A 22,899-nucleotide genomic window follows, 5' to 3' on the forward strand; every position below is an offset into this window, starting at 1 on the left:
GCCGACGAAACCTTCGCCGGAATCAAATGCGGGCGGCGCGAGCCCTCATGGCCGCGCCGCCCGCGCGAACGCTTATGCGGACATCAACACGCCGCGATAGACCGGGTCTTCCATCGCGCGGCCGGTGCCGAGCGCGACGCAGGACAGCGGATCTTCGGCGACGCTAACCGGCAGGCCGGTCTCTTCGCGCAGATAGTCGTCCAGACCCTGGATCAGCGCGCCGCCGCCGGTGAGCACGATGCCCTGATCGACGATGTCGGCTGCGAGTTCCGGAGCGGTGTTCTCAAGCGCGATGCGGACGCCTTCGATGATCGCGCCGATCGGTTCCGCCAGAGCCTCGGCAACATTGGCCTGGCTGATGGTGATTTCCTTCGGCACGCCGTTGACGAGGTCGCGGCCCTTGATGTGGATCGTTTCGCCGATCCCGTCCGCCGGGATGGTGGCGATGCCGTAGTCCTTCTTGATGCGTTCCGCCGTGGCGTCTCCGATCAGGAGGTTGTGGTGGCGGCGAACGTAGGAAACGATCGCTTCGTCCATCTTGTCGCCGCCGACGCGCACCGAAGTGGTGTAGGCCAGACCGCGCAGCGACAGCACGGCGACTTCGGTGGTGCCACCGCCGATGTCGACCACCATCGAGCCGACCGGTTCGGTAACCGGCATGTCGGCGCCGATCGCGGCGGCCATCGGTTCGAGGATCAGGTAGACCTGGCTGGCGCCGGCGTTCGACGCGGCGTCACGGATCGCGCGGCGTTCGACCGAGGTCGAGCCCGAGGGCACGCAGATCACGATTTCCGGATAGCGGAACAGGTTCTTCTTGCCGTGCACCTTGCGGATGAAATGCTTGATCATCTCTTCCGCGATTTCGATGTCGGCGATGACACCGTCGCGCAGCGGACGGATGGCTTCGATGTTGTCGGGCGTCTTGCCCATCATCATCTTGGCGTCATCGCCCACGGCCTTGACCTTCTTGACGCCGTTCAGCGTCTCGATGGCGACTACCGACGGTTCATTCAGCACGATGCCGCGATCCTGAACATAGACGAGCGTATTGGCGGTACCCAGGTCGATAGCCATGTTCTGGGAGCCGAGCTTGAAGAATCGCGAGACGAGCGAAGCCATCAGTAATCCGTTGTCTTTCAGGCCGCTTGCCGCCCGGTCAGGGGACGGCGTGGCCGGCTTGTTTGAAGGAGAGTGAGCCCCTTAGACCATCGATTTGCGAAACGCCAAAATTTTGTGTCGTTTTTTGGGGGGAATCCGCAGGGGCCTGTCTCGAAATCCCCGCGCTTCGTCGCTAGGGACTGGAACAGTTCGTGAATGCGGCGCCGGTCCCGGTAGGACCGCCCTGCGAAGCACCCCTCCGCTGCCGAACCAGAGACCTGAAAATGCCCACGATCCGCCGCCTTCCCGAGCACCTCGTCAACCGCATCGCCGCGGGCGAGGTGGTCGAGCGACCCGCTTCCGCGCTCAAGGAACTGGTCGAAAACGCGATTGACGCGGGATCGACCGAGATCACCGTGCGTCTGGCCTCAGGCGGGCTCGACATGATCGAGGTGACGGACGACGGCTGCGGCATGCGGCCTGACGAGATCGCCTTGGCGCTGGAACGCCACGCGACATCGAAATTGCCCGACGAGGCGATCGAGCTGGTGACGACGCTGGGCTTCCGGGGCGAGGCCTTGCCCTCGATCGGCTCGGTGGCGCGGCTGACCATCGAAAGCCGCCCACACGATGCCTCCGAAGGCTGGAAGCGGGTGGTCGATCATGGCGTGGTCGCCGTGGATTCGCCTGCCGCGCTGCCGCCGGGAACCCGCATCCGGGTCGAGGATCTGTTCGGCAAAGTGCCCGCGCGCCGCAAGTTCCTGCGCTCGCCGCGGTCCGAATATGCCGCTTGCCAGGACGTGGTTCGCCGCCTTGCCATGGCCCGGCCCGACATAGGCTTCACGCTGGAGCACGAAGGACGCCGCGTTCTGGCGGTACAGCCGCGCGAGGAACTGGCGTCGCGCGTCGCGCGGCTCGTTGCTCGCGAACTGGCTGACGATGGCGTGCTGATCGATGCCGAGCGTGGTTCCGCGCGGCTTACGGGTGTCGCGGGCCTGCCGACCTACAATCGCGGCGTTGCCGATCACCAGTACCTCTTCGTCAACGGGCGGCCGGTGAAGGACCGCCTGCTGGTGGGCGCGGTGCGCGGTGCCTATTCGGACATGCTGGCGCGCGACCGGCATGCGGTGCTGGCGCTATTTCTTGAGATTCCACCTGAGGAAGTCGACGTAAACGTCCATCCGGCCAAGACCGAGGTGCGCTTCCGCGATCCCGCCTTTATTCGCGGCTTCCTTGTGGGCGCGCTGCGCCATGCGCTCGAATCGGCCGGGCAGAAAAGCGCGCAGCCCCCGCAGGCCGCCGCCATGAACATGTGGCAGGTCGAACCGGTGGCGCCCGAGCCCGCACCGGCGCTGGGCTCGCTCTTCGCGCGGCAATATGCGCCTACTCCGAGTCGTCCGATGGCGCCGCGTGTGGCCGAAGCCGGAGCTGTCTGGCGCTCCTACGAGGCGGAAATGATGGCCGAGCCCTCGGGCCGCGCCGAACCCGCGCCCGAGGATGCGGATGAGGCGGTCAGCTATCCGCTGGGCGTTGCACGCGGGCAGGTGGCAGGCACCTATATCGTGGCCGAGGCCGAGGACGGGCTGGTCATCGTCGACCAGCATGCCGCGCACGAACGCCTCGTGCTCGAACGGCTCAAGGCGGCCGGTGCCGAGGAAGCCATGGTGCGCAGCCAGGCCCTGTTGCTGCCCGAAGTGGTCGAACTGGAAGAAGCCGCCTGCGACGCGCTGGAAGACAAGATCGCTGAGTTGGCCCGCTACGGCCTCTCGCTAGAACGCTTCGGGCCCTCCGCGATGCTGGTGCGCGCGGTGCCATCGGTGCTGGGCAAGAGCGATGTACATGCGCTGGTCCGCGACGTGGCCGACGATCTTGCCAAGAACGGCGATGCATTGCTGCTGGGCGAAAGGCTCGATCTGGTGCTGGCGACGATGGCCTGCCACGGCTCGGTGCGCGCCGGGCGCTCGCTCTCGGTTGCCGAGATGAATGCGCTGCTGCGCGAAATGGAGCGCACGCCGCGTTCGGGCCAATGCAACCATGGCCGCCCTACGTGGGTTAAACTGGCCAACCAGGATATCGAGAAGCTTTTCGGACGAAAATGACGCCGCGCACGATCCCCGGCATGGGCCCCGCGATAGGCCTTACCTTGAGCCTGCTGGCTACCCTCGCTGCCTGCGGTCAGGGAAGCCCGGCCCGCAAGGACGCCGAGGATGCGCACGACATCGCGATGGTCGAACGGATGAGCAAGGAGCCGTTCAAGCCGATCCTCCCCAAGCCCATCACCCGGATCGATATCGACCGCTACGGACTGGACAAGCCCGGCTGCACTTTCCGCAAACAGGGGGATGCCGATCCGCTGTTCATTGCCAATGCCGAAGAAGGCTTCATGCGGATCGAGGGCGACCTCAAGCGCTACGCCGCGAAGCTGGAAAGCGCGCAACTTCCGGGCAATGCGCGGGCAACTTACGTCGGACTGTCAACTTGGGTCGACCTTGTCAGCCTGCCCGATAAAGCCGGTGGTTCGGATAATACGCATTGGCCGGCGCGACTGGTGCTTCACGATTCGCAGGAGCGCGTAGCCTTCCTGGCGGACGGCGAAGTGACGTGCAGGAGCGGCCCTGAGGAGGCCCCGAGTACCCCCGCCCCCGATTGACCGGCAGGCGGGGAAAGCTCGGCTACTTCGTTGTCAGTACCGGACGGAACGGGGCATCGTCCCCATCGCCGTCGCTGGCCTGGGGCAGGGCGAGCAAGTCGCGCAGCAGCGGGGCGATATCCACATTGTCGAACGCGGGCAGCTTGCCCGCCGGGCGAAACGCCGGTCCCGCTGCCACGAACAGTGCGGCCATTTCGGGAGCGGCGTTATCAAAGCCATGCGATCCGCCGCTCTCGACCTTGGTCGGCGCGGTGGCGGCGATTCCCCAACCGGTTTCGGCAAGGCAGAAGTACGGTGCGATGCGGGGATTGCTGCCGTAGCGGAGGCGGGCGGGAATATCCTGACGCCGCCAGCACTGCATGTGGTCATGGGGCTTGAGCAGGGCCTCTGCCACCGTGGCTTCCTTGCCCTTGACGGGGGTGATCGTGGCGAAGGGGCCGGTGTCGCCCAGTTCGTAGAGCTTCGGGTCGGCCACTTTGTCGAGTACGATCGTGCGTTCGCTGGAGGTGGCAGCCATGCCGTGATCGGCGACGATCACGAGATTGGCCGGCTGACCCAGTTCGCGCAGTTGGGAGACGAGCAGGCCGATATCGCTATCGGCATCGGCAATCGCGGCATCGGTGTGCGGATCGACGGGGCCGTAGCGGTGACCGGCGGTGTCGACCTGATCGAAATAGAGCGTCACCAGTCGCGGGCGGGTCGCGGCGGGGCGGCGCAGCCAGTCGATCACGGCCGCCACGCGTTGCACGGGGGTGACGGCCTGATTGTACTGCTGCCAGTCGGACGCGCGCATGCCGCCCACGTCCTCGGCCCATGGCTTTTTAACATGGTGGCCGCCCCAGGCGACGTTCGAGCCCGGCCAGAACATCGTGGCGGTGCGGATCCCGGCCTTTTCCGCCGTTACCCAGATCGGTTCGGCGGCGTTCCACCAGAAGGGATCGTCGCTCGCCATCGTGAAGACTTCACCCGGACGTGTGGGATCCTCGAAGCGATTGGCGATGATGCCGTGGTGATCGGGCACTTTTCCGGTCACCAATGTCCAGTGGTTGGAGAAAGTCTTGCTCGGGAACGCGGGGCGCATCGAGGCGCTGATTCCCTTCGCGGCAAGAGCCGAGAGGTTGGGGGTGATTCCGCGATCGAGATAGTCGGCGCGGAATCCGTCGATCGAAACGAGGATCGTGACGGGCGTCCGGACTTCGGCGGCAGGCGGGGCGCTTTGGGCAGCTGCGGGAAGGGGGGCGGCGGAAAGGGGGAGGGCAAGGCAGGCCCCCAGCAGCAGGAGAAAGCGTTTCATGCCCGCGCCCCTAGCCGCGAAGTGATGACAGGTCGATGTCGGCTCAGCCCATTCGTGCGAGCATCCAAAGTGCCATGACGACCATGAACAGGTTCTCGGTCAGCGAGACGAAACCCAGCGGTACTGCGCCCGAGCCGCCGACGCAGGCGCACTTGAGATCGCGCTTCTGGATATAGACCGCATAGAACACCGAGACCGTGCCGATGCTGCCGATCACGAGGCCGACCGGGATCGAAAGCCACGGCAGGGCATGCGCCGTCATCAGCGCGCCGGTCAGGAATTCGAGCACCGGATAGGCATAGGCATAAGGCACGAAGCGCATGGCCAAGAGGTCGTAGCCGAGGAACATCGTCGAGAACTGCTCAATGTCCTGCAACTTGAGCATGGCCAGCAGCATCATCGTCATCGAGACGAACCACTCCGCCGTGCGCAAGGTGAACGGCGTGCCAAAGGCTGCCCAACTCGCCGCCGCGGCAAGGCCCAGCCCGGTGGCGAAGACGGCAAGGACCGGGCGATAGCTCTTCGCCTTGGGATCGTGGACCCTGAGGCCGACACGGGCGCGCAAATCGGTGTAACCGCCGATACGCTCTCCGCCGATGAAAGTCTGCGGCGTGGTGGAAACGCCTTGTGCGGCCTTGAAGGCATCCGTCTGCTCGCGCGTGGTGAGCCAGTGGTCCTCCACCGCGTAGCCCAGTCTCTCAAGCAAGTGCTTCGACTTCAGGCCCCACGGGCAGGGGTGTCTGTCGATGACCATGCGGTGGAGTACCGCGGTCGGCTTTCCGGTCGGTTGCTGCGTCATGGAAAGAGGCTATACCTTCCGTACCATGGTACGGAGTCAAGCATGGCCCTGACGATTTCCGAACTGGCGCGTTCGAGCGGTGTAGGTGTCGAGACGGTGCGGTTCTACCAGCGCAAGGGACTGTTGTTCGATCCCCGGCCCGCGCGAACCGGCGGCGGTGGCGGTGGGCGGCATTACGGCGAAGAGGACGTGCGGCGCCTGCGGTTCATCCGCTCGGCCAAGGCGGCGGGGTTCATCCTCGACGAGATCGCCGAACTGATCAGCCTCGATCACACGGGAGATCGCCCGAGAGCGCGGGAAATGGCGAAAGTGCGTCTGGCAGCGCTGGACCGCGAGATCGCGGAACTGGAAGCTGCGCGCCGATCGCTGCGCCGTCTGGCCCGGGAATGCGCTGGTTCCGATGAGGGGCCATGTCCCATCCTCGAATCATTCGAGGATACGCAAGGATGCGGCGCGGGACAGAAGCCCCGCGCCGGATAAGGGTTCAGACGTTGAACTTGAAGTGCATGACGTCGCCGTCGTGCACGACGTATTCCTTGCCTTCCTGACGCAGCTTGCCGCCTTCCTTGGCGCCTGCTTCGCCGTTCAGGACGATGTAGTCGTCATAGGCGATAGTCTCGGCGCGGATGAAGCCGCGCTGCATGTCCGAGTGGATCTCGCCCGCCGCTTCGGGAGCCTTGGCGCCCTGGTGCACGGTCCATGCCCGCGCTTCCTTGGGGCCGACGGTGAAGAAGGTGAGCAGGTGCAGAAGGTCGTAACCGGCGCGGATGATCCGCGCGAGGCCGGTCTCGTGCAGGCCCATTTCCTCAAGGAAGACCATGCGCTCTTCGGCTTCCATGCCGACGAGTTCCGATTCGATGGCAGCCGAAACGATGACGGCAGTGGCGCCGTCGGCCTTGGCCTTTTCGAAGACGCGGGCGGAGAATGCGTTGCCCTCGGCCGCGGCTTCTTCCTCGACGTTGCAGACGTAGAGTACCGGCTTGGCGGTCAGCAATTGAGCCTGCGCGAACACGCGGGCTTCATCTTCGTCCTTGGGCTGGGTGAGGCGCGCGGGCTTGCCTTCGCGCAGCAGTTCCAGCGCCTGGCCGAGAACCGAAGCGATGATCTTCGATTCCTTGTCTCCCTGCGCGGCCTTCTTCTGGGCGGCGGGAACGCGCTTTTCGAGGCTTTCGAGGTCGGAGAGCAGCAGCTCGGTCTCGACCGTCTCGGCATCTGCGATGGGATCGACCTTGTTGTCGACATGCTGGATGTCATCGTTCTCGAAGCAGCGCAGGACGTGGATGACAGCATCCACCTCGCGGATGTTGCCGAGGAACTGGTTGCCCAGACCTTCACCCTTCGAGGCGCCGCGCACCAGACCGGCGATGTCCACGAACGACAGCTGGGTCGGGATGATCTTGGCAGAACCTGCGATCGCGGCCAGCTTGTCCAGACGCGGATCTGGCACGCCGACCTGGCCGACATTGGGCTCGATCGTGCAGAAGGGATAGTTGGCCGCCTGCGCTGCCTGCGTCTCGGTGAGCGCATTGAACAAGGTCGACTTGCCGACATTGGGCAGGCCCACGATTCCGCAACGGAAACCCATGTGTAACTCCGGAATAAATGATTGGCCGCGCCTTAGCGCCAGTCGCGGCGGATAGCGAGTCTGGCGCCGCGATCAGTCTTGCTGACGAAGTGCCACGTCGTTCATGAAGCGCACGTCGTCACCGGCGGCAAGGCGATCGGCTTCGGCGGCGACAGCGCCGAGCATGCCGGCAAGCGGGTCCATCTCCGCCTTGGCGTAGTTGCCCAGCACGTAGCCATGCACGCGGTCTTTGTGGCCGGGATGGCCGATGCCAAGGCGAACGCGGCGGAAATCGGGGCCAAGATGCTGGTCGATCGAGCGCAGGCCATTGTGCCCGGCATGCCCGCCGCCCTGCTTCACCTTGACCTTGAACGGCGCCAGATCGAGTTCGTCATGGAACACGGTAAGGTCGGAAACCGCCAGCTTGTAGAAGCGCATGGCTTCGCCGACCGCGCGGCCGCTCTCGTTCATGAAAGTCGCGGGCTTGAGCAGCAGCACCTTCTGCGTGCCGATGCGGCCTTCCTGAAGCCAGCCCTGGAACTTCTTCTGGACCGGGCCGAAGCGATGGATCTCGGCGATCGCATCCGCCGCCATGAAGCCGACGTTGTGGCGGTTCATCGCATATTGCGGTCCGGGGTTACCGAGGCCGACCCATAGCTGCATGGCTTAGCTGATCCTGAAAAAGGGCCGATCTCGAGAAGAGGGGCCCAGAAAAGCGAAAGGCCCCTCCCGCACGCCGGACATGCCGGGGCGGGAGGGGCCAATCTGGGACCGTCCGATTACTCGGCGTCGGTCTTGGCCGTATCGCCTTCCGAGCTCTTCAGAGCCGAAGGAGCAGCGATCGTCGCGATGGTGAAATCGCGGTCGGTGATCGCGCTCTCGGCACCGGCCGGAAGCTTGACGTGGCTGATGTGGATCGATTCGCCCACTTCGAAGCCGGTCACGTCGATAGCGATCTCGTGCGGGATCTTCTCGGCGTCGCAGACCAGTTCGAGGTCGTGGCGAACGACGTTGAGCACGCCGCCGCGCTTCAGGCCCGGCGAGGCATCTTCGTTCGCGAAGACGACCGGCACGTTGACGTGCACGGTTGCGCCCTTGACGACGCGCAGGAAGTCGGCGTGGAGCGGACGGTCGGAGACCGGGTGGAAGGCAACGTCCTTGGGCTGCGTGCGCAGCTTCTTGCCGTCAACTTCGACCTCGATGATCGAGTTGAAGAAATGGCCGGTCATGAGCTGACGGGTCAGCTCCTTTTCCTCGACGTGGATCGCGAGGGGTTCTTCGTTGCCACCGTAGACGACGGCGGGAACGCGGCCATCACGACGCAGAGCACGGGAGGCTCCCTTGCCAGCCCGTTCACGCGTCTCGGCCGGCAGGTTAAGCGTATCGCTCATAGGACTTGCCTTTCAGAAACTGGATAAAGTTCGGTATCGAACCGCTCATCGGCCCGCACCGTCCCGCCACGCCTCCAGGGATGACCATGACGGGAAGCGCGCGCCCTTAATGGGAAAGCGGCGGAAATGCAAGCGCGGCAGGGTGAGGCGGTCACTCCACGCGCGTGACGGTGAAGCCGTGTGCGGCAAGCATGGCGGGCAGGCCCTCCGGCCCGGCCATATGCGCCGCGCCTACGGCCACGAAGGGGCGCCGTCCTTCTTGCATGGCGGCGGCGATCTTGCCGGTCCAGTCCCGGTTGCGGCCGGTGAAGAGCACGGCGCGCAGTTCCGGGTCGGCCAGCATCCCGCGCCGGGTTTCCTTCTCGATCGCCGCCATGTCGCCCTTGCGCCAGCTGTCGGCGAGCCGGGTGTCGTCGTCGCTCTGCTCGGTGACAACGGCGGCCAGAAGGTCACGCTGGTCGGTCTCGGGCAGGCTGTCGAACAGGCCAAGCTGGCGTTCGGCGCCTTCAAGTTCGACGATGGGCCGGCCTCCGGCTTCATCCATTACCCCTCGGTCGACGCCATTGCGGGCATCGTCATCGCTCGCGCCGATCCGCGCCAGTGTGAGGGCGGCTGCCCATGTATCAAGCTGCGCGAAGTCGCCATCGGAATAGCCGCCGCGCTTGAGCAGCGCGGCAAGGGCAGGGCGTTCTTCGGGAGATATGCGTTGTGAAAGAGGAGGTTGTCCATCACTCTTGGCAAGTCTTGCGAAAGTGGCCGCGACGGCTTTTTCGTCCGCAAGGTTGCCCACTTCCACCATGATCGTGTCCGACGCTGCCAACGCTTTGCGCACGGCAGGGGTCTGCCACGCGAAGGGGTGCGGGGTGCTGTGGATCGTGCCGAACAGCCAGCCTTGCTCGCCATGCGGCCCTTCGATGCGCCAGAGCGCCGGATTGGCAGGCTCCGGCTGCTGGGCGCAGGCGGCGAGCAGTAGGCTGGACCAGATGGCAAGAAACCAACGCATCGTCTTGTTATTGAACCCTTGTTGCCTTGATTCCGACTTTGGCCAGTTCATCCTGCACGCTGCCTTCCCCGGCAAGATGTCCGGCGCCGACAGCAACGAAGACCGTGCCAGGCACCGCCATGCGCGCTTCGAGCCATTTGGCCCAGGCCTGATTGCGGTCGGTGATGAAGGCCTTGCGCATGGCCTCGTCCGATTCGTCCTCATTGAGCAGCTTGGCGAGTTCGTTGGGGCGCCCACTTTTCCATGCGGCAACCACTTTGGTCACGTCCTCGCGCAGCGTCGGAAGCTGGTCCAGCACTTCGCCCAGATAGCGGTTCTGGCTCTCGACCGGCATGCTGTCGAACAGTTCGATTTGGTACTCGGGCGTTTCCAGCGTTTTGCGCGCCTTGTGCTCTTCGGCCGCCTTGGCATCGATCAGCGTTTCGACGCCATTGGCCTTGTCGTATCCCGCCGCCTTCAGCGGCAGGAGCGAAAGCAGCAGCCCCGCGTACCATGCTTCGTAGGGATCGAAGGTCTCCGCGGGCAGCCCCATTCCGGCAACCGCTTTCTCGAACGCGGCGCGTTCCTCGGGCGCAAGGCTGGCCCGCAGGGTGGTCCCATCGGCGCGCATGCCTTTTTCGATGAACAGCTTTTGCAGCGATTCGGGCGAATCGACCAGCGTCTCGGTCACCAGCAGGTCGGACGAATCGAAGGCTTTCTTAACCGGACCGGCAAACCAGTGGGTGTCCTCGGGCAGGATATGGATCGTGCCGAAGAGGTAGATGGTGGTGTCCTTGTCCTCGATCTTCCACATGGCGGGACGCGCGGGGGCTTCATCCCGCGCCAGCGTGGGCGCGGCGACGCAGAGGCCGAGCGCGGCGGCGAGAAGGCGAAGGCGGGACTTTCGGAGGATTCGCATCGCCGTTCCATGAAGGGGGAGGGGCAAACGGCGCATTAACAGGCCGCCGCCAGGCCCATTAGCGGCCTCGACTGGCTCAGGGTAGCGCTCCCAGTCACCAGACGGTCTTTTTGTGCGGTTGATTTGCCGGGTTCGATCCGCCAAAGGCCGCGCAGCCAAGAGTTTTGACGGGATTTCGATGTCGACCGCCGCCAAACAGCCGCTCAGCTTCCAGGACATGATCCTGACGCTCCATGATTTCTGGAGCAAGCAGGGCTGCCTCATCCTTCAGCCGTACGACATGCGCATGGGCGCAGGTACGTTCCACCCCGCCACGACGCTGCGCGCGCTCGGGCCCGAGCCGTGGAAGGCCGCCTATGTGCAGCCCTCCCGCCGCCCGACCGACGGCCGTTATGGTGAGAACCCGAACCGCCTTCAGCACTATTACCAGTATCAGGTGATCCTGAAGCCGAATCCGGACAACCTTCAGGAACTCTACCTCCAGAGTCTCGCAGCGATCGGCGTGGATCCGCTGGCGCACGACATCCGCTTCGTCGAGGACGACTGGGAAAGCCCCACGCTGGGCGCCTGGGGCCTTGGCTGGGAAGTCTGGTGCGACGGCATGGAAGTGACGCAGTTCACCTATTTCCAGCAAGTCGGCGGGTTCGACTGCAAGCCGGTCGCCGGTGAGCTTACCTACGGGCTAGAGCGCCTTGCCATGTATATTCAGGGCGTGGACCGCGTTTACGACCTGCGCTTCAACAACGAAGGCGTGAGCTACGGCGACGTGTTCCTCGCCAACGAGCAGCAGATGTCGAAGTACAACTTCGAGATCGCCGATACCGAGGCGCTGTTCGCGGGCTTCAAGGCCGCAGAGGCCGAGTGCATGCGCTGCATCGTGGCGGAAATCCCGCTCGCGGCTTACGATCAGGCGATCGAGGCGAGCCATCTGTTCAACCTGCTTCAGGCGCGCGGCGTGATCTCCGTGCAGGAACGCGCCAGCTACATCGGCCGCGTGCGGGATCTCGCCAAGGGATCGTGCGAGGCGTGGATCGAGAAAAACAAGGCCGAATGGGAAGCCAAGTTCCCGGGGTGGACCGTATGACCGACTTCCTTCTCGAACTCCGCTCGCAGGAAATCCCGGCCCGTATGCAGGCCGGCGCGCGCGCCGATCTGGAAAAGCTGTTCCGCAAGGACATGGCGGCGGCGGGCGTCACCGTGGGTGAAGTGACCGTCTGGTCCACCCCGCGCCGCCTCGCGCTGATCGCGCGTGGGCTGCCGCTCGCGACCGAAGCAGTGCACGAGGAAACCAAGGGTCCAGCCACCAGCGCACCGGAACAGGCGCTTGAAGGCTTCCTGCGCAAGACAGGCCTCAGCAAGGACCAGCTCGAAGTCCGCGATCTCAAGGGCAAGGACACCTACTTTGCCGTCGTCGAGAAGCCTGGCCGCGCTGTGGCCGAGGTTCTTGCCGAAGTGATCCCTTCGATCATCCGCAACTTCCCCTGGCCCAAGTCGCAGCGCTGGGGCGCGGCCTCGATCTCGACCGAATCGCTGCGCTGGGTGCGTCCGCTCTCGGGCATCGTTGCGATCTTTGGTGAAGAGCTTGTGGCCTGCGAAGTGGGCGGCATCCAGTCGTCCTTCGTGACGCTTGGCCACCGTTTCCACGCCCCCGGCGAGATCACCATCGGCGGCGCGCATGACTATGCAGACAAGCTGCACCTCGCCCATGTCCTCGTGAACCACGAGGAACGGCAGGACATCATCCGCACCAAGGCGCGCGAGGCGGCTGCGGCTGCCGGGCTCGTGCTGGTTGAGGACGAAGGCCTCGTCATCGAGAACGCGGGCCTCACCGAATGGCCGGTGCCGCTGCTCGGCCGCTTCGAGGAGGACTTCCTTGAAGTTCCGCCTGAGACGATCCAGCTCACCGCGCGCGTGAACCAGAAGTATTTTGTGTGCGAAGACGCGGCAGGTTCGCTGGCTAACGCATTCATTTGCACGGCGAATATCGTCGCCACCGACGGCGGCACAGCCATCGTCGACGGCAACCGCAAGGTGCTGGCGGCGCGCCTGTCGGACGCGCGCTTCTTCTGGCAGCAGGACCGCAAGACGTTGCTCTCGGCTCAGGCCGAGAAGCTGGCCCGCATCACCTTCCACGAGAAGCTGGGCACTGTCGCCGACAAGGTCGAGCGCGTGGCCAAGCTGGCGGAATGGCTTGCCAGCGAGGGCATCGTCCCGAACTGCGATCCAACGCTGGCGCGTCAGGCTGCGGAACTCTGCAAGGCTGATCTCGTTACCGAGATGGTTGGAGAATTCCCGGAACTTCAGGGGCTTATGGGCGGATATTATGCCCGAGCCGAAGGCCTGCCGGACGCCGTGGCCGATGCCATTCGCGATCACTACAAGCCGGTTGGGCAGGGCGACGAGGTCCCCACTGCACCAGTGACGGTGGCCGTCGCACTGGCGGACAAGCTGGATACGCTCCGCAGCTTCTTTGCGATCGACGAGAAGCCGACCGGCTCGAAAGACCCCTTCGCGCTGCGCCGTGCGGCGCTCGGCATCATCCGTCTCATCACCGACAACGGCCTGCGTTTCGGCGTTGCCGAGGGCGACCTGCTCGATTTCTTCGCGGATCGTCTCAAGGTCCAGCAGAAGGAAGCCGGCGTCCGCCACGACCTGATCGATGCGGTCTTCGCGCTTGGTGGTGAAGACGATCTGGTCCGCCTGCTGGCACGCGTCCATGCGCTTCAGGCTTTCGTCCAGACCGACGACGGCGTGAACCTGCTCGCCGGGTACAAGCGCGCGGCGAACATCCTCAAGAAGGAAGACTGGCACGGCGTGGAGGGAGAAATCTCCCGCACCGGCGAGGAAGATCCGCTCGCCATGGTCGACGATCCCGATCTTGCGCCGGTCATTGCCGCCAAGATGGCGGACCGGCATGCGGGCGACGATGTGCTGCCTTACGCAGCCGAGCCCGCCGAGCAGGCGCTGATGACCGTGGTCACGGCTGCCGAGCCCGAAGTTGCCCGCGCCGTGGCGGCGGAAGATTTCGCCGCCGCGATGACCGCGCTGGCGTCGCTCCGCGCGCCGATAGACGCGTTTTTTGAGCAGGTTATCGTCAACGACAGCGATCAGGTGAAGCGCCATTCAAGGCTTGCCTTGCTTGATCGATTCCGTGCTGCAGTGCACAACGTCGCGGATTTTTCGAGGATCGAGGGCTAGGGGCTGATCCCCGGAGTTCTCGAAGAGTTTTATCAACCAGGACAGGAAAGTCAGGGGATAGATGAGCAGGCAGGTCTACACGTTCGGCGGCGGCGTCAAGAATGAAGACGCACGCGCGCGCGACAAGGTCGTAGTCGGCGGCAAGGGTGCTAATCTTGCCGAAATGGCCGGAATTGGCCTGCCGGTTCCTCCCGGTTTTACCATTACCACTGAAGAGTGCGTGAAATACCTCGCCGAAGGCGGTGATTTCTCGGCCGAACTGCGCGCCGACGTTGCCGAGGCGCTGACGCATATCGAAAAGACCGTGGGCAAGAACTTCGGCGATGCCGCCGATCCGCTGCTGGTCTCGGTCCGTTCGGGCGCGCGCGTTTCGATGCCGGGCATGATGGACACCGTTCTCAACCTTGGCCTCAACGACGCCACCGTAGAGGGCCTCACCCAGACCTCGGGTGACGAGCGTTTCGCCTGGGACAGCTATCGCCGCTTCGTCCAGATGTATTCGGACGTCGTCCTTGGCCTCGATCACGGCCGCTTCGAGGAAGCGCTGGAGATCGCCAAGGAAGACAATGGCTACATGAACGACGTCGAGATGACGGCGTCGAACTGGAAGGCCATCGTCAAGGAATACAAGGGCATCGTCGAGGAAGAACTCGGCCGCCCGTTCCCGCAAGACGTGCATGAACAGCTCTGGGGCGCGATCCAGGCGGTGTTCGATTCCTGGGATTCGGACCGCGCCAAGGTCTATCGCCGCCTGAACGACATCCCGGGTGACTGGGGCACGGCCGTCAACGTGCAGGCCATGGTCTTTGGCAACATGGGCGATACCTCCGCCACCGGCGTTGCCTTCACTCGCGACCCGGCGACCGGCGAAAAGGCCTATTACGGCGAATGGCTGGTCAATGCGCAGGGCGAGGACGTCGTCGCCGGCATCCGCACCCCGCAGTACCTGACCAAGGCCGCGCGTGAGCGTGCCGGGGCCAAGCCGCTGTCGATGGAAGAGGCGATGTCGGGCGCGTACACCGAGCTTGCCGCGGTGTTCGAGCTTCTCGAAAAGCACTACCGCGACATGCAGGACATCGAGTTCACCGTCGAGCGCAACAAGCTGTGGATGCTGCAGACCCGTTCGGGCAAGCGCACTGCCAAGGCCGCGCTCAAGATGGCGGTCGACATGGTGGACGAAGGCCTGATCGACGAGGCATCCGCGATCAAGCGCGTCGATCCGATGGCGCTGGACCAGCTTCTGCACCCCACGCTCGATCCCAAGGCCGCCCGCGACATTCTCGGCAAGGGCCTTCCCGCATCGCCGGGCGCGGCTTCGGGCGCGATCGTGCTCGATGCCGACACCGCCGAAAAGCGTGCTGAAATGGGCGAGGCCGTGGTACTCGTCCGCGTCGAGACCAGCCCTGAGGACATTCACGGCATGCACGCCGCGAAGGGCATCCTCACGGCGCGCGGCGGCATGACCAGCCACGCGGCGGTCGTGGCGCGCGGCATGGGCCGTCCCTGCGTGTCGGGCGCTTCGGGCCTGTCGATCGACATGAAGACCCGCACCCTGCGCATGGGCAACCGTGAGCTGAAGGAAGGCGACATCATCACACTCGACGGCGCGACCGGTGACATCATGGCCGGCGAAGTGCCGACCATCGAGCCGGAACTGGCCGGCGATTTCGCCACGCTGATGGTCTGGGCCGACAAGCACCGCCGCATGAAGGTGCGCACCAACGCCGAGACTCCGGCCGACTGCAAGATGGCCCGCCAGTTCGGCGCCGAAGGCATCGGTCTGTGTCGCACCGAGCACATGTTCTTCGATGCCGGCCGCATCTCGGCCGTGCGCCAGATGATCCTGGCCGAAGACGAGGCCGGCCGCCGCGCCGCGCTGGAAAAGCTGCTGCCGGAACAGCGTGCGGACTTCATCGCGATCTTCGAGGTGATGGCCGGCCTGCCGGTCACCATCCGCCTGCTCGATCCGCCGCTCCACGAGTTCCTGCCGCACGGCGATGCCGAGTTTGCAGAACTTTCGGAAACGATCGGCATCGGCGTCGACACGCTGAAGCGCCGGGCCGACGAACTCCACGAGTTCAACCCGATGCTCGGCCATCGCGGCTGCCGCCTGGGCATCACCTTCCCAGAGATCTACGAGATGCAAGCCCGCGCCATCTTCGAGGCCGCCTGCGAAGTCGCAGCCGCTTCGGGCGAGGCGATCGTGCCGGAAGTGATGATCCCGCTCGTCGCCACCAAGCGCGAACTGCAGATCCTCAAGAAGGTGGTGGATGAAACCGCTGCCAAGGTCTTCGCCGAGAAGGGCCGGACGCTCGACTACATGGTCGGCACGATGATCGAACTGCCGCGTGCCGCGCTGATGGCGGGTGAGATCGCCGAGGAGGCCAAGTTCTTCTCGTTCGGCACCAACGACCTGACGCAGACCACGCTGGGTGTTTCGCGCGACGATGCTGCGCGCTTCCTCAGCCCCTATGTCGAAAAGGGCATCTATCCGCGCGATCCGTTCGTCAGCCTCGATATCGAAGGCGTCGGCCAGCTCGTGCAGTTGGGTGCCGAACGTGGCCGCGCGACTTATGCCGATCTCAAGCTCGGCATCTGCGGTGAGCATGGCGGCGATCCGGCATCGATCGCGTTCTGCGAGAAGGTCGGCCTCGATTACGTCAGCGCCTCGCCGTATCGCGTGCCGATCGCGCGACTGGCGGCGGCTCAGGCCGCGCTGGCCTGAAGATGAAAAGGCCGGGGTGATCCTCCGGCCTTTTTCTTATTTCTTCCAGCCCGAGAGGGTGAGGATTTCGAAGCGTTCCACGGTCCGTCCGTCCGTTCCGGCCTCGGCGAAAGCCTTCCGGGCACGTTCGAGCGCAGCCTTGCCAAGTGGCGGGCCGGGGTCGGCCAACAGACTGCCGTGACCCTGCGCGCGCAGATCGGCAACGAGGCGTTCGAGGCTACGGAAAGAGACCTGAAGTGGACGCTGGTCGATCACGGGATCCGCGAAGAGCGTACGCTGGAGCAGTTGCCCGCCCGCGCGCACGTCCACCATGGGATGAATGCGCGCAGCAGGGCGCTCAGCATCGGCGGCCATCATGATCTCGCGCAGCCGGGGCAGGCTTCCCAGCGACAGGAAGCTGGCGATCAGCATGCCGCCTTGTGCCAGCGCGCGACGGGCGTGGATGAGCGCGCCGGGCAAGTCGTTGACCGTGTCCAGCGTGCCGAGACTGACGATGAGGTCGAAGCCATCGAAAGGGTAGGGGGCTTCTTCGTCGAAGCCCGTCGCCGGTTCGGCTTCAACGACCTCGACGCCGCGAGCAGCGAGAGAGCGGGCCAGCGTTCCCGTCCAGTCACCCACGATCAGCGCGCGTTTGGGCTCGAAGCGGAGGAACGAGAGGCGTTCTTCCACGTCCTCGATCATGTCCTCAAGCAGATAGCGCGGGGCATCCGGCAATCGTTGGAGAGCCAGCGCGCGGCGTCGCGCGGCGATGCGGCGGGAAGGGGCAAAGATGCGGGGGGGCGCAGGGGGAGCGGTTTCAGCCATCCCGCGCTCCCTGCCGCGTCCTGACGGCTTGCGCAACCGTGCCCGTCAGCCAGGTGCGTTATCCATGATGGACGTGCAGCGATGAACAGCTTGTAGCTTGAGCTTGCGCATCGGCCGCCTAGGCTTGGTGCCGATGATGATTGCCGCTGCTTTCACACCTGTACTGGACCTTATCTTCCCGCCGCGTTGTCCGCTTTGCGGAGCCTCGCTTGCTGCGCAGAACGGGCTGTGTCCGGAGTGCTGGAGCAGTCTGGCCATCCCGGGTGATCCCTCGTGCGCGTCCTGCGCGCGGCCCTTCCCGAGAGACATTCCGGATGGATTGATCTGCGCGCCCTGCCTCGCGGAGCCGCCACGTCACGACGGGATCGCTGCCGCCACCCTGTACAACGACGCCTCGCGCAAGCTCGTTCTCGCGCTCAAGCACGGCAATCGTCTGGCACTTGCAGACATGCTTGGTGCTTTCATGGCAGCACGCGTGCCGCAGGTCGGCGAAGAGTGTCTGGTCGTGCCGGTACCGCTGCATCGCTGGCGCATCTGGCACCGGGGCTACAATCAGGCAGCCGAACTCGCGCGCGTGATCGCTCGTATGAGAGGTGCGCGACTCGAAGTGGACATGCTGGAGCGGCGCAAGGCCACGCCGTCGCTGGGCGGATTGGGCGGCAAGGCGCGACAACGGGTACTCTCGGGAGCCATCGGCGTCTCCCCGCGACGGCGCGCGCGGGTCAAGGGCGCCCGCATCGTATTGGTGGACGATGTGCTGACCAGTGGCGCCACCAGCGAGGCCTGCTTGTCGGCGCTCAAGCGTGCCGGTGCCAAAGAGGTTCTGATCGCCTGTTTCGCGCGCGTCCTCGATGAGGCGCTGGATATCGTGTGAGCCAGATACGAAAACGCCCGGAACCAAAGGTTCCGGGCGTCTCGTGACGAAACTCTTGGACTCCGCTGAGCGGTTCGGCGGCCCCCCTGCAGGCCGCCTAGTCCGATCCCTCATTCTTTCGCCGACCGGAAGGTCGACATTTCCCTGAACCGTGGCGCCTGTTCTCGGTAACTTTGCCTGAGGCTTTTGTTACCAGTCAGCGACCTGTGGTCGGAAGCAGCCCCCCAGCTGCAAGGCCACAATCCACGCAAAGCCGGGGGTTGAAAAGAGGCATGAGGGCGTTACGGGGATTTTGGTCATCGGCTGTGGTTATCCTGCAACATCGGCAGGCCGGTGCGAGAGCAGAGGGAAATTTCCGAAAATGCGTGAGATCACCAAGGCAGAACGCGAGCTGGGCAGCGAATTTCTCCCTAAGTTCGATGCACATGGACTGCTGGTGGCGATCGCGGTGGATTCGCAAACGCGGGAGATCCTGATGGTCGCCTACATGGATGCCGAGGCACTGGCCAAGACGCGCGAGACGGGGCTTGCACACTTCCATTCACGCTCACGCGGAAGCCTCTGGCTCAAGGGGGAGACTTCCGGGCATTTCCTCAGAGTCGAAGAGATTCGAGTCGATTGCGATCAGGACGCACTGGAACTCCTCGTTCGGCCGGAAGGCCCCGCCTGTCACACGGGTGCTCGCAGCTGTTTCTATCGGCGACTCGCCGGTAATGACCTCGAATCATTCGAAAGCTGACAGTTGCCTTACAGCCCCCACATCGCGTGAAGGCTGGCAGGTGGGGGCTATAATCTCTTAAAAACAATAACTTTCCTTACTTGTGTTAAAAATCCCCTCTTTCGGACCTGACGGTGGCAATTTCGGCTTAACCCATCAGGCGGACATATCGCCGCAAGCGGCTCGTATGCTGCATCGGGGAAGGCAAAGCTGCGGACGACAGCACTGATTTCTCGTGAGAAATCCGCTGTCCTACGATGAAGCAAAGAAAATATGTGGCTGCTCCAGGCCGGTGTCCTGCCCCGTCACCGGTCAACGGGTAGGGCATGCCTTCGACGGGGACGCCGCGGCTTTTCCGTCGCGGGCATGATGGAGGGAAGCCGAGAGGCTTTTACGGGGCGCAAGAAGGAAGGGAAATGTCATGAACCGACGAGTGACAGTCGTTGCGGCGATTGCTGGCCTGCTGGCCGGCATTCCAACCGCTGCGCTGGCGGATCAAAGACCTGCCAGTTCCACGCTAAACTACCAGAAGTTCAAGCTGGCCAGCTATTTCGGCAGGGGCGACTCCGGTCGTGGCTTTAGTGGGAGCAGTGGCGGTCGTGATCACGACTACCGGCCCAGTGACAACAACTATGGCCGCCACGATGGCAATAACGGTCACTATTATGGTGGCGGCAACGGCCACTACAATGGTGGCGGTAACGGCCATTACAACGGTGGCGGTGATAACGGTCATCACAATGGTTGGGGCGACAGCGACCATCATTATGGTGGTGGCGACAATGGTCACCACGATGGTGGTGGCACCAAGTCTCACGGCTGCTAAGCTTTGGGAACCGATCGTGGCCGCCGCTTTGGCGGCCACGGTTTCATGTGCTGAACAGACGCTTCAGCCGAGGATTTCGTCGAACAGGCTTGTCATGGCGGCCCAGCTCTGGCGGTCTGCGCTGGCATTGTAGCCGATGGCCGCGATCCCACGCGCGGCGCTACCCGGATCGGTAAAGCCGTGACGGACGCCGGAATAGGCATGGAAGTGCCAGTTGGCCCCGGCGCGATCCATCTCGTCCCAGAATTCCAGAACCTGTTCGCGTGGAACCAGCGGATCGGCATCGCCGTGACAGACGAGAATGCGCGGCTTGACCACGCCCGCTTTGGCCGGTTTGGCCGTGGCGAGTGTGCCATGGAAGCTCACCGCCGCCAGCAGGTCCTGCCCGTCTCGTGCAGCTTCGAGTACGGCCTGCCCGCCCATGCAATAGCCGATGCCGAACATCGGCAGGTGGGCCGCGCCCGGAACCCGGCGCAGCGTTGCTGTCGCCGCCGCCAATCGGCCACGATAGTGATCGACGTTGGCGCGCAGCTTTTCGGCCAGCGGGAACGAGGCTTCGAAACTTTCCACCGGCTCGCCGTAGAAATCCGCCACCATGGCCAGATAGCCAAGGTCGGCCAGCATTCGCGCGCGGCGTTCCACGGGAGGGGCGTAATTGGCGATTGTGGGGAAGACGATCACTGTCCCGCGCGGCGTACCCTCCGGTCGGGCGAGCCAACCGGTAAGGGTCTGCCCTGCGTGGTTGTAGGTGATCGCCTCCATTTCGGTCACTCCGGAAGGAAGTCGGGCACCGAGAGGTAGCGTTCGCCGGTGTCGTAATTGAAGCCCAGAATGCGGGAACCGGCGGGAAGCGACGGCAGCTTCTGTGCAATCGCGGCCAGTGTTGCGCCGGAGCTGATGCCGACCAGCATGCCTTCCTCGGTCGCGCAGCGGCGTGCCCATTCCTTGGCGTCCGCCGGATCGACCTGAATCGCGCCATCGATCGCCTGGGTGTGAAGATTGCCCGGGATGAAGCCGGCGCCGATGCCCTGGATGGGGTGCGGACCCGGCTGGCCGCCGGAAATGACCGGCGACAGCGTGGGCTCCACCGCATAGGCCTTGAGCGAGGGCCAGACGGCCTTCAGCGTTTCGGCGCAGCCCGTGATGTGGCCGCCGGTGCCGACGCCGGTAATTAGGGCATCGATGGGCGTATCGACAAAGTCCGCGAGAATTTCGCGGGCGGTGATTTCGGCGTGGACCGCGACGTTGGCCGGGTTGTCGAACTGCTGCGGCATCCACGAACCGGGCGTTTCCGCGATCAGTTCCTTGGCGCGCTCGATGGCGCCCTTCATGCCCTTTTCGCGCGGAGTCAGGTCGAACGTGGCGCCATAGGCCAGCATCAGGCGGCGCCGCTCGATCGACATCGATTCGGGCATGACGAGGACCAGCTTATAGCCCTTGACCGCCGCCACCATGGCAAGGCCGATGCCGGTGTTGCCCGAAGTCGGCTCGATGATCGTGCCGCCGGGGGAAAGCGTGCCATCGGCTTCGGCAGCCTCGATCATGGCCAGCGCGATGCGGTCCTTGATCGAGCCGCCGGGATTGCCGCGCTCGGCCTTGATCCAGACTTCATGGTCGGGAAACAGCCGCGAAACGCGGATATGCGGCGTATTGCCGATGGTGGCGAGGATGTTGTCGGCCTTCATCAGTGGTGCTCCCAACGTGGTGCGAAGGTTCGGGCCCGGCGGATCTCAGGGAAACCCCAGGCCCAGATTGCGGTAATGACTATGGCAGCGGTGCCGCCGAAGACAACAGCCCCCGTCGCGCCGAGCAGTGCGGCGGCAACGCCCGACTGCATCTCGCCCAGCTCGTTCGAGGCGGAGATGGCAAGGCCGGAGATGGCGGAGACGCGGCCGCGCTTGTCGTCCGGCGTGCGCAGCTGGACCAGTGAGCTGCGGATGAACACAGAGATCATGTCGGCAGCGCCGAGCAGGGCAAGGAAGCCCAGCGAGATCAGGAAGCTGCGCGAGAGGCCGAAGCCCACCGTCATCGCGCCATAGGCGGCGACGGAGAGCAGCATCTTGACGCCGACGTTCTTCGCCAGCGGGCGGAACGAGAGCCAGAGGGCGACCACGGCCGCGCCGGCCGCCGTTGCGGCGCGCATCTGGCCAAGGCCTTCCGGCCCCACGTGCAGGATGTCGCGCGCGAAGACCGGCATTAGAGCAGTGGCACCGCCCAGCAGGACCGCGAAAAGGTCGAGCGTGATACAACCGAGCAGGAAGCGTTCATGCCAGATGAAATGGAAGCCATCGACGATCTGGCGCAGCGGGTGGGCCTTTCGCGCGTCCTTCGCTAGCGGCGGAAGATTGCGGATGGCGAGGATGCTGATCGCCGAGAGCGCCATCAGGACGGCCGCGATCCAGTAAGGGAGCGCGTGGTGCCTCGCGAAAAGGAAGCCGAAGGCTGCCGGTCCGATGATCGTGCCGGCCTGCATGGCGATCGAGTTGAAACCGATGGCGCGGGGGATCAGTTCGGCGGGAACGATATTGGGTGCGATTGCGCTCATCGACGGGCCGACGAATACGCGCACCGCTCCGTGCACTGCCGCGAACATGTAAAGCACCGGCAGGCTGCGCCATTCAAGCGTAGTCGCGATGCCCAGACCGATCGCTACCAGAATGTCGACTGCTATCGCCAGACCGGCCACGCGGCGGCGGTCGAACCTGTCGGCGATGACGCCCGAGACCGGGGTCAGCAGGAAGATCGGCAGGAACTGCGCGAAGCCCAGCAGGCCCAGTTGGAAGGATGCCTGCGTGATCGACATGCCATAGTCGCTGCGGGCAACGTCGTAGAGCTGGTAGCCGATGATGACGACCATACCGGTCGAGGCGAGTACCGCGAAGAAGCGGGCAAGCCAGAACTTGCGATAATCGGCGATGCGAAGCGGCGAAGTGGGCTGCGCGGCGGCGCCCGAGGAATGCGGGGGAGACGAGGGCGTATTCACGACCGGCTGCATGGCAGCATGACCCGGCCTTGCCAAGTCATGCCGCCGATCTTTCTCGAAAGGTTATGTTTGCA

21 protein-coding genes are annotated in these 22,899 nt (G+C 64.5%); 9 read left to right on the top strand and 12 right to left on the bottom strand.

The features are described 5' to 3' along the window. Window positions 1-72 precede the first annotated feature (72 nt). Entirely contained in the window at window positions 73-1,119 is a 1,047-nt protein-coding gene (locus AC1VVM_RS11745; protein WP_132385298.1) for a rod shape-determining protein, read from the bottom strand. A 263-nt stretch (window positions 1,120-1,382) separates the two neighbouring features. Between AC1VVM_RS11745 and mutL the strand changes: the two genes are divergently transcribed. Further along, complete coding sequence (mutL, locus tag AC1VVM_RS11750; protein ID WP_132385299.1) at window positions 1,383-3,197, top strand: DNA mismatch repair endonuclease MutL; 1,815 nt, start codon at window positions 1,383-1,385, stop codon at window positions 3,195-3,197. Continuing rightward, window positions 3,194-3,748 (top strand): hypothetical protein, encoded by a 555-nt coding sequence (locus tag AC1VVM_RS11755; protein ID WP_482904062.1) that lies wholly within the window; start codon window positions 3,194-3,196, stop codon window positions 3,746-3,748. The genes mutL and AC1VVM_RS11755 overlap by 4 nt, the downstream gene beginning before the upstream one ends. A 22-nt stretch (window positions 3,749-3,770) precedes the next feature. Here the strand turns inward: AC1VVM_RS11755 and AC1VVM_RS11760 are convergent, their stop codons facing one another. Then, the gene (locus tag AC1VVM_RS11760) at window positions 3,771-5,042 is read right to left on the bottom strand and encodes an alkaline phosphatase family protein (RefSeq protein ID WP_482955083.1); all 1,272 of its coding nucleotides are present in this window, start codon (window positions 5,040-5,042) and stop codon (window positions 3,771-3,773) included. A gap of 43 nt (window positions 5,043-5,085) precedes the next feature. Next, complete coding sequence (locus tag AC1VVM_RS11765) at window positions 5,086-5,841, bottom strand: MauE/DoxX family redox-associated membrane protein (RefSeq protein ID WP_482904064.1); 756 nt, start codon at window positions 5,839-5,841, stop codon at window positions 5,086-5,088. A gap of 42 nt (window positions 5,842-5,883) precedes the next feature. Between AC1VVM_RS11765 and AC1VVM_RS11770 the strand changes: the two genes are divergently transcribed. Beyond that, window positions 5,884-6,321: a MerR family transcriptional regulator gene (locus AC1VVM_RS11770; RefSeq protein WP_482904065.1), complete on the top strand. Its 438-nt coding sequence runs from the start codon at window positions 5,884-5,886 to the stop codon at window positions 6,319-6,321. 4 nt (window positions 6,322-6,325) lie between these two features. Here the strand turns inward: AC1VVM_RS11770 and ychF are convergent, their stop codons facing one another. From ychF to AC1VVM_RS11795, 5 genes are all read right to left on the bottom strand, one after another. Then, window positions 6,326-7,426, bottom strand: a complete 1,101-nt coding sequence (gene ychF, locus AC1VVM_RS11775) for a redox-regulated ATPase YchF (RefSeq protein ID WP_482904066.1) — start codon at window positions 7,424-7,426, stop codon at window positions 6,326-6,328. Window positions 7,427-7,498: 72 nt separating this feature from the next. Further along, window positions 7,499-8,068 carry an aminoacyl-tRNA hydrolase gene (pth, locus tag AC1VVM_RS11780; RefSeq protein ID WP_132385304.1) on the bottom strand — a complete coding sequence of 190 codons (570 nt, stop codon included), beginning with the start codon at window positions 8,066-8,068 and terminating at the stop codon, window positions 7,499-7,501. Between the two features lie 116 nt (window positions 8,069-8,184). After that, window positions 8,185-8,796 carry a 50S ribosomal protein L25/general stress protein Ctc gene (locus AC1VVM_RS11785; protein WP_132385305.1) on the bottom strand — a complete coding sequence of 204 codons (612 nt, stop codon included), beginning with the start codon at window positions 8,794-8,796 and terminating at the stop codon, window positions 8,185-8,187. 151 nt (window positions 8,797-8,947) lie between these two features. Then, window positions 8,948-9,799, bottom strand: a complete 852-nt coding sequence (locus AC1VVM_RS11790; protein ID WP_482955084.1) for a TraB/GumN family protein — start codon at window positions 9,797-9,799, stop codon at window positions 8,948-8,950. A 7-nt stretch (window positions 9,800-9,806) separates the two neighbouring features. Next, on the bottom strand, window positions 9,807-10,697 hold the full coding sequence (locus AC1VVM_RS11795) for a TraB/GumN family protein (RefSeq protein ID WP_482955085.1): 891 nt from the start codon (window positions 10,695-10,697) through the stop codon (window positions 9,807-9,809). Window positions 10,698-10,875: 178 nt separating this feature from the next. On the opposite strand from AC1VVM_RS11795, the gene AC1VVM_RS11800 reads away from it, so the two are divergent. The 3 genes from AC1VVM_RS11800 to ppdK all read left to right on the top strand — a co-directional run bounded on the left by AC1VVM_RS11800 (window position 10,876) and on the right by ppdK (window position 16,620). Beyond that, on the top strand, window positions 10,876-11,781 hold the full coding sequence (locus AC1VVM_RS11800) for a glycine--tRNA ligase subunit alpha (protein ID WP_482955086.1): 906 nt from the start codon (window positions 10,876-10,878) through the stop codon (window positions 11,779-11,781). Next, on the top strand, window positions 11,778-13,895 hold the full coding sequence (gene glyS, locus AC1VVM_RS11805) for a glycine--tRNA ligase subunit beta (RefSeq protein ID WP_482904070.1): 2,118 nt from the start codon (window positions 11,778-11,780) through the stop codon (window positions 13,893-13,895). Before AC1VVM_RS11800 ends, glyS begins: the two co-directional genes overlap by 4 nt. 61 nt (window positions 13,896-13,956) lie before the next feature. Beyond that, window positions 13,957-16,620 carry a pyruvate, phosphate dikinase gene (gene ppdK / locus AC1VVM_RS11810; protein WP_482904071.1) on the top strand — a complete coding sequence of 888 codons (2,664 nt, stop codon included), beginning with the start codon at window positions 13,957-13,959 and terminating at the stop codon, window positions 16,618-16,620. 36 nt (window positions 16,621-16,656) lie between these two features. On the opposite strand, the gene AC1VVM_RS11815 is transcribed toward ppdK, so the two are convergent. After that, the gene (locus AC1VVM_RS11815) at window positions 16,657-17,424 is read right to left on the bottom strand and encodes a methyltransferase domain-containing protein (protein ID WP_482904072.1); all 768 of its coding nucleotides are present in this window, start codon (window positions 17,422-17,424) and stop codon (window positions 16,657-16,659) included. 133 nt (window positions 17,425-17,557) lie between these two features. Between AC1VVM_RS11815 and AC1VVM_RS11820 the strand changes: the two genes are divergently transcribed. The 3 genes from AC1VVM_RS11820 to AC1VVM_RS11830 all read left to right on the top strand — a co-directional run bounded on the left by AC1VVM_RS11820 (window position 17,558) and on the right by AC1VVM_RS11830 (window position 19,842). Then, on the top strand, window positions 17,558-18,298 hold the full coding sequence (locus tag AC1VVM_RS11820; RefSeq protein ID WP_482955087.1) for a double zinc ribbon domain-containing protein: 741 nt from the start codon (window positions 17,558-17,560) through the stop codon (window positions 18,296-18,298). Between the two features lie 361 nt (window positions 18,299-18,659). Then, window positions 18,660-19,037, top strand: a complete 378-nt coding sequence (gene hisI / locus AC1VVM_RS11825) for a phosphoribosyl-AMP cyclohydrolase (RefSeq protein WP_132385313.1) — start codon at window positions 18,660-18,662, stop codon at window positions 19,035-19,037. A 400-nt stretch (window positions 19,038-19,437) separates the two neighbouring features. After that, on the top strand, window positions 19,438-19,842 hold the full coding sequence (locus AC1VVM_RS11830) for a hypothetical protein (RefSeq protein WP_482955088.1): 405 nt from the start codon (window positions 19,438-19,440) through the stop codon (window positions 19,840-19,842). Between the two features lie 63 nt (window positions 19,843-19,905). Here the strand turns inward: AC1VVM_RS11830 and AC1VVM_RS11835 are convergent, their stop codons facing one another. From AC1VVM_RS11835 to AC1VVM_RS11845, 3 genes are read right to left on the bottom strand one after another with little or no spacing between them, the layout of a single operon-like run. Next, window positions 19,906-20,604 carry a dienelactone hydrolase family protein gene (locus AC1VVM_RS11835; protein ID WP_482904075.1) on the bottom strand — a complete coding sequence of 233 codons (699 nt, stop codon included), beginning with the start codon at window positions 20,602-20,604 and terminating at the stop codon, window positions 19,906-19,908. Between the two features lie 5 nt (window positions 20,605-20,609). After that, window positions 20,610-21,527 (bottom strand): cysteine synthase A, encoded by a 918-nt coding sequence (gene cysK / locus AC1VVM_RS11840; protein ID WP_482955089.1) that lies wholly within the window; start codon window positions 21,525-21,527, stop codon window positions 20,610-20,612. Continuing rightward, window positions 21,527-22,837, bottom strand: coding sequence for an MFS transporter (locus AC1VVM_RS11845; RefSeq protein WP_482956344.1), 1,311 nt, complete (start codon window positions 22,835-22,837; stop codon window positions 21,527-21,529). Before AC1VVM_RS11845 ends, cysK begins: the two co-directional genes overlap by 1 nt. Between the last annotated feature and the right edge of the window lie 62 nt (window positions 22,838-22,899).

The sequence above is a fragment of the Novosphingobium sp. BL-S-33 genome, from assembly GCF_056857025.1.

Coding starts and splice junctions, on each gene's coding strand:
- AC1VVM_RS11745 (WP_132385298.1), bottom strand. CDS start 1,119: ATGGCTTCGCTCGTCTCGCGATTCTTCAAGCTCGGCTCCCAGAACATG.
- mutL (WP_132385299.1), top strand. CDS start 1,383: ATGCCCACGATCCGCCGCCTTCCCGAGCACCTCGTCAACCGCATCGCC.
- AC1VVM_RS11755 (WP_482904062.1), top strand. CDS start 3,194: ATGACGCCGCGCACGATCCCCGGCATGGGCCCCGCGATAGGCCTTACC.
- AC1VVM_RS11760 (WP_482955083.1), bottom strand. CDS start 5,042: ATGAAACGCTTTCTCCTGCTGCTGGGGGCCTGCCTTGCCCTCCCCCTT.
- AC1VVM_RS11765 (WP_482904064.1), bottom strand. CDS start 5,841: ATGACGCAGCAACCGACCGGAAAGCCGACCGCGGTACTCCACCGCATG.
- AC1VVM_RS11770 (WP_482904065.1), top strand. CDS start 5,884: ATGGCCCTGACGATTTCCGAACTGGCGCGTTCGAGCGGTGTAGGTGTC.
- ychF (WP_482904066.1), bottom strand. CDS start 7,426: ATGGGTTTCCGTTGCGGAATCGTGGGCCTGCCCAATGTCGGCAAGTCG.
- pth (WP_132385304.1), bottom strand. CDS start 8,068: ATGCAGCTATGGGTCGGCCTCGGTAACCCCGGACCGCAATATGCGATG.
- AC1VVM_RS11785 (WP_132385305.1), bottom strand. CDS start 8,796: ATGAGCGATACGCTTAACCTGCCGGCCGAGACGCGTGAACGGGCTGGC.
- AC1VVM_RS11790 (WP_482955084.1), bottom strand. CDS start 9,799: ATGCGTTGGTTTCTTGCCATCTGGTCCAGCCTACTGCTCGCCGCCTGC.
- AC1VVM_RS11795 (WP_482955085.1), bottom strand. CDS start 10,697: ATGCGAATCCTCCGAAAGTCCCGCCTTCGCCTTCTCGCCGCCGCGCTC.
- AC1VVM_RS11800 (WP_482955086.1), top strand. CDS start 10,876: ATGTCGACCGCCGCCAAACAGCCGCTCAGCTTCCAGGACATGATCCTG.
- glyS (WP_482904070.1), top strand. CDS start 11,778: ATGACCGACTTCCTTCTCGAACTCCGCTCGCAGGAAATCCCGGCCCGT.
- ppdK (WP_482904071.1), top strand. CDS start 13,957: ATGAGCAGGCAGGTCTACACGTTCGGCGGCGGCGTCAAGAATGAAGAC.
- AC1VVM_RS11815 (WP_482904072.1), bottom strand. CDS start 17,424: ATGGCTGAAACCGCTCCCCCTGCGCCCCCCCGCATCTTTGCCCCTTCC.
- AC1VVM_RS11820 (WP_482955087.1), top strand. CDS start 17,558: ATGATGATTGCCGCTGCTTTCACACCTGTACTGGACCTTATCTTCCCG.
- hisI (WP_132385313.1), top strand. CDS start 18,660: ATGCGTGAGATCACCAAGGCAGAACGCGAGCTGGGCAGCGAATTTCTC.
- AC1VVM_RS11830 (WP_482955088.1), top strand. CDS start 19,438: ATGAACCGACGAGTGACAGTCGTTGCGGCGATTGCTGGCCTGCTGGCC.
- AC1VVM_RS11835 (WP_482904075.1), bottom strand. CDS start 20,604: ATGGAGGCGATCACCTACAACCACGCAGGGCAGACCCTTACCGGTTGG.
- cysK (WP_482955089.1), bottom strand. CDS start 21,527: ATGAAGGCCGACAACATCCTCGCCACCATCGGCAATACGCCGCATATC.
- AC1VVM_RS11845 (WP_482956344.1), bottom strand. CDS start 22,837: ATGCAGCCGGTCGTGAATACGCCCTCGTCTCCCCCGCATTCCTCGGGC.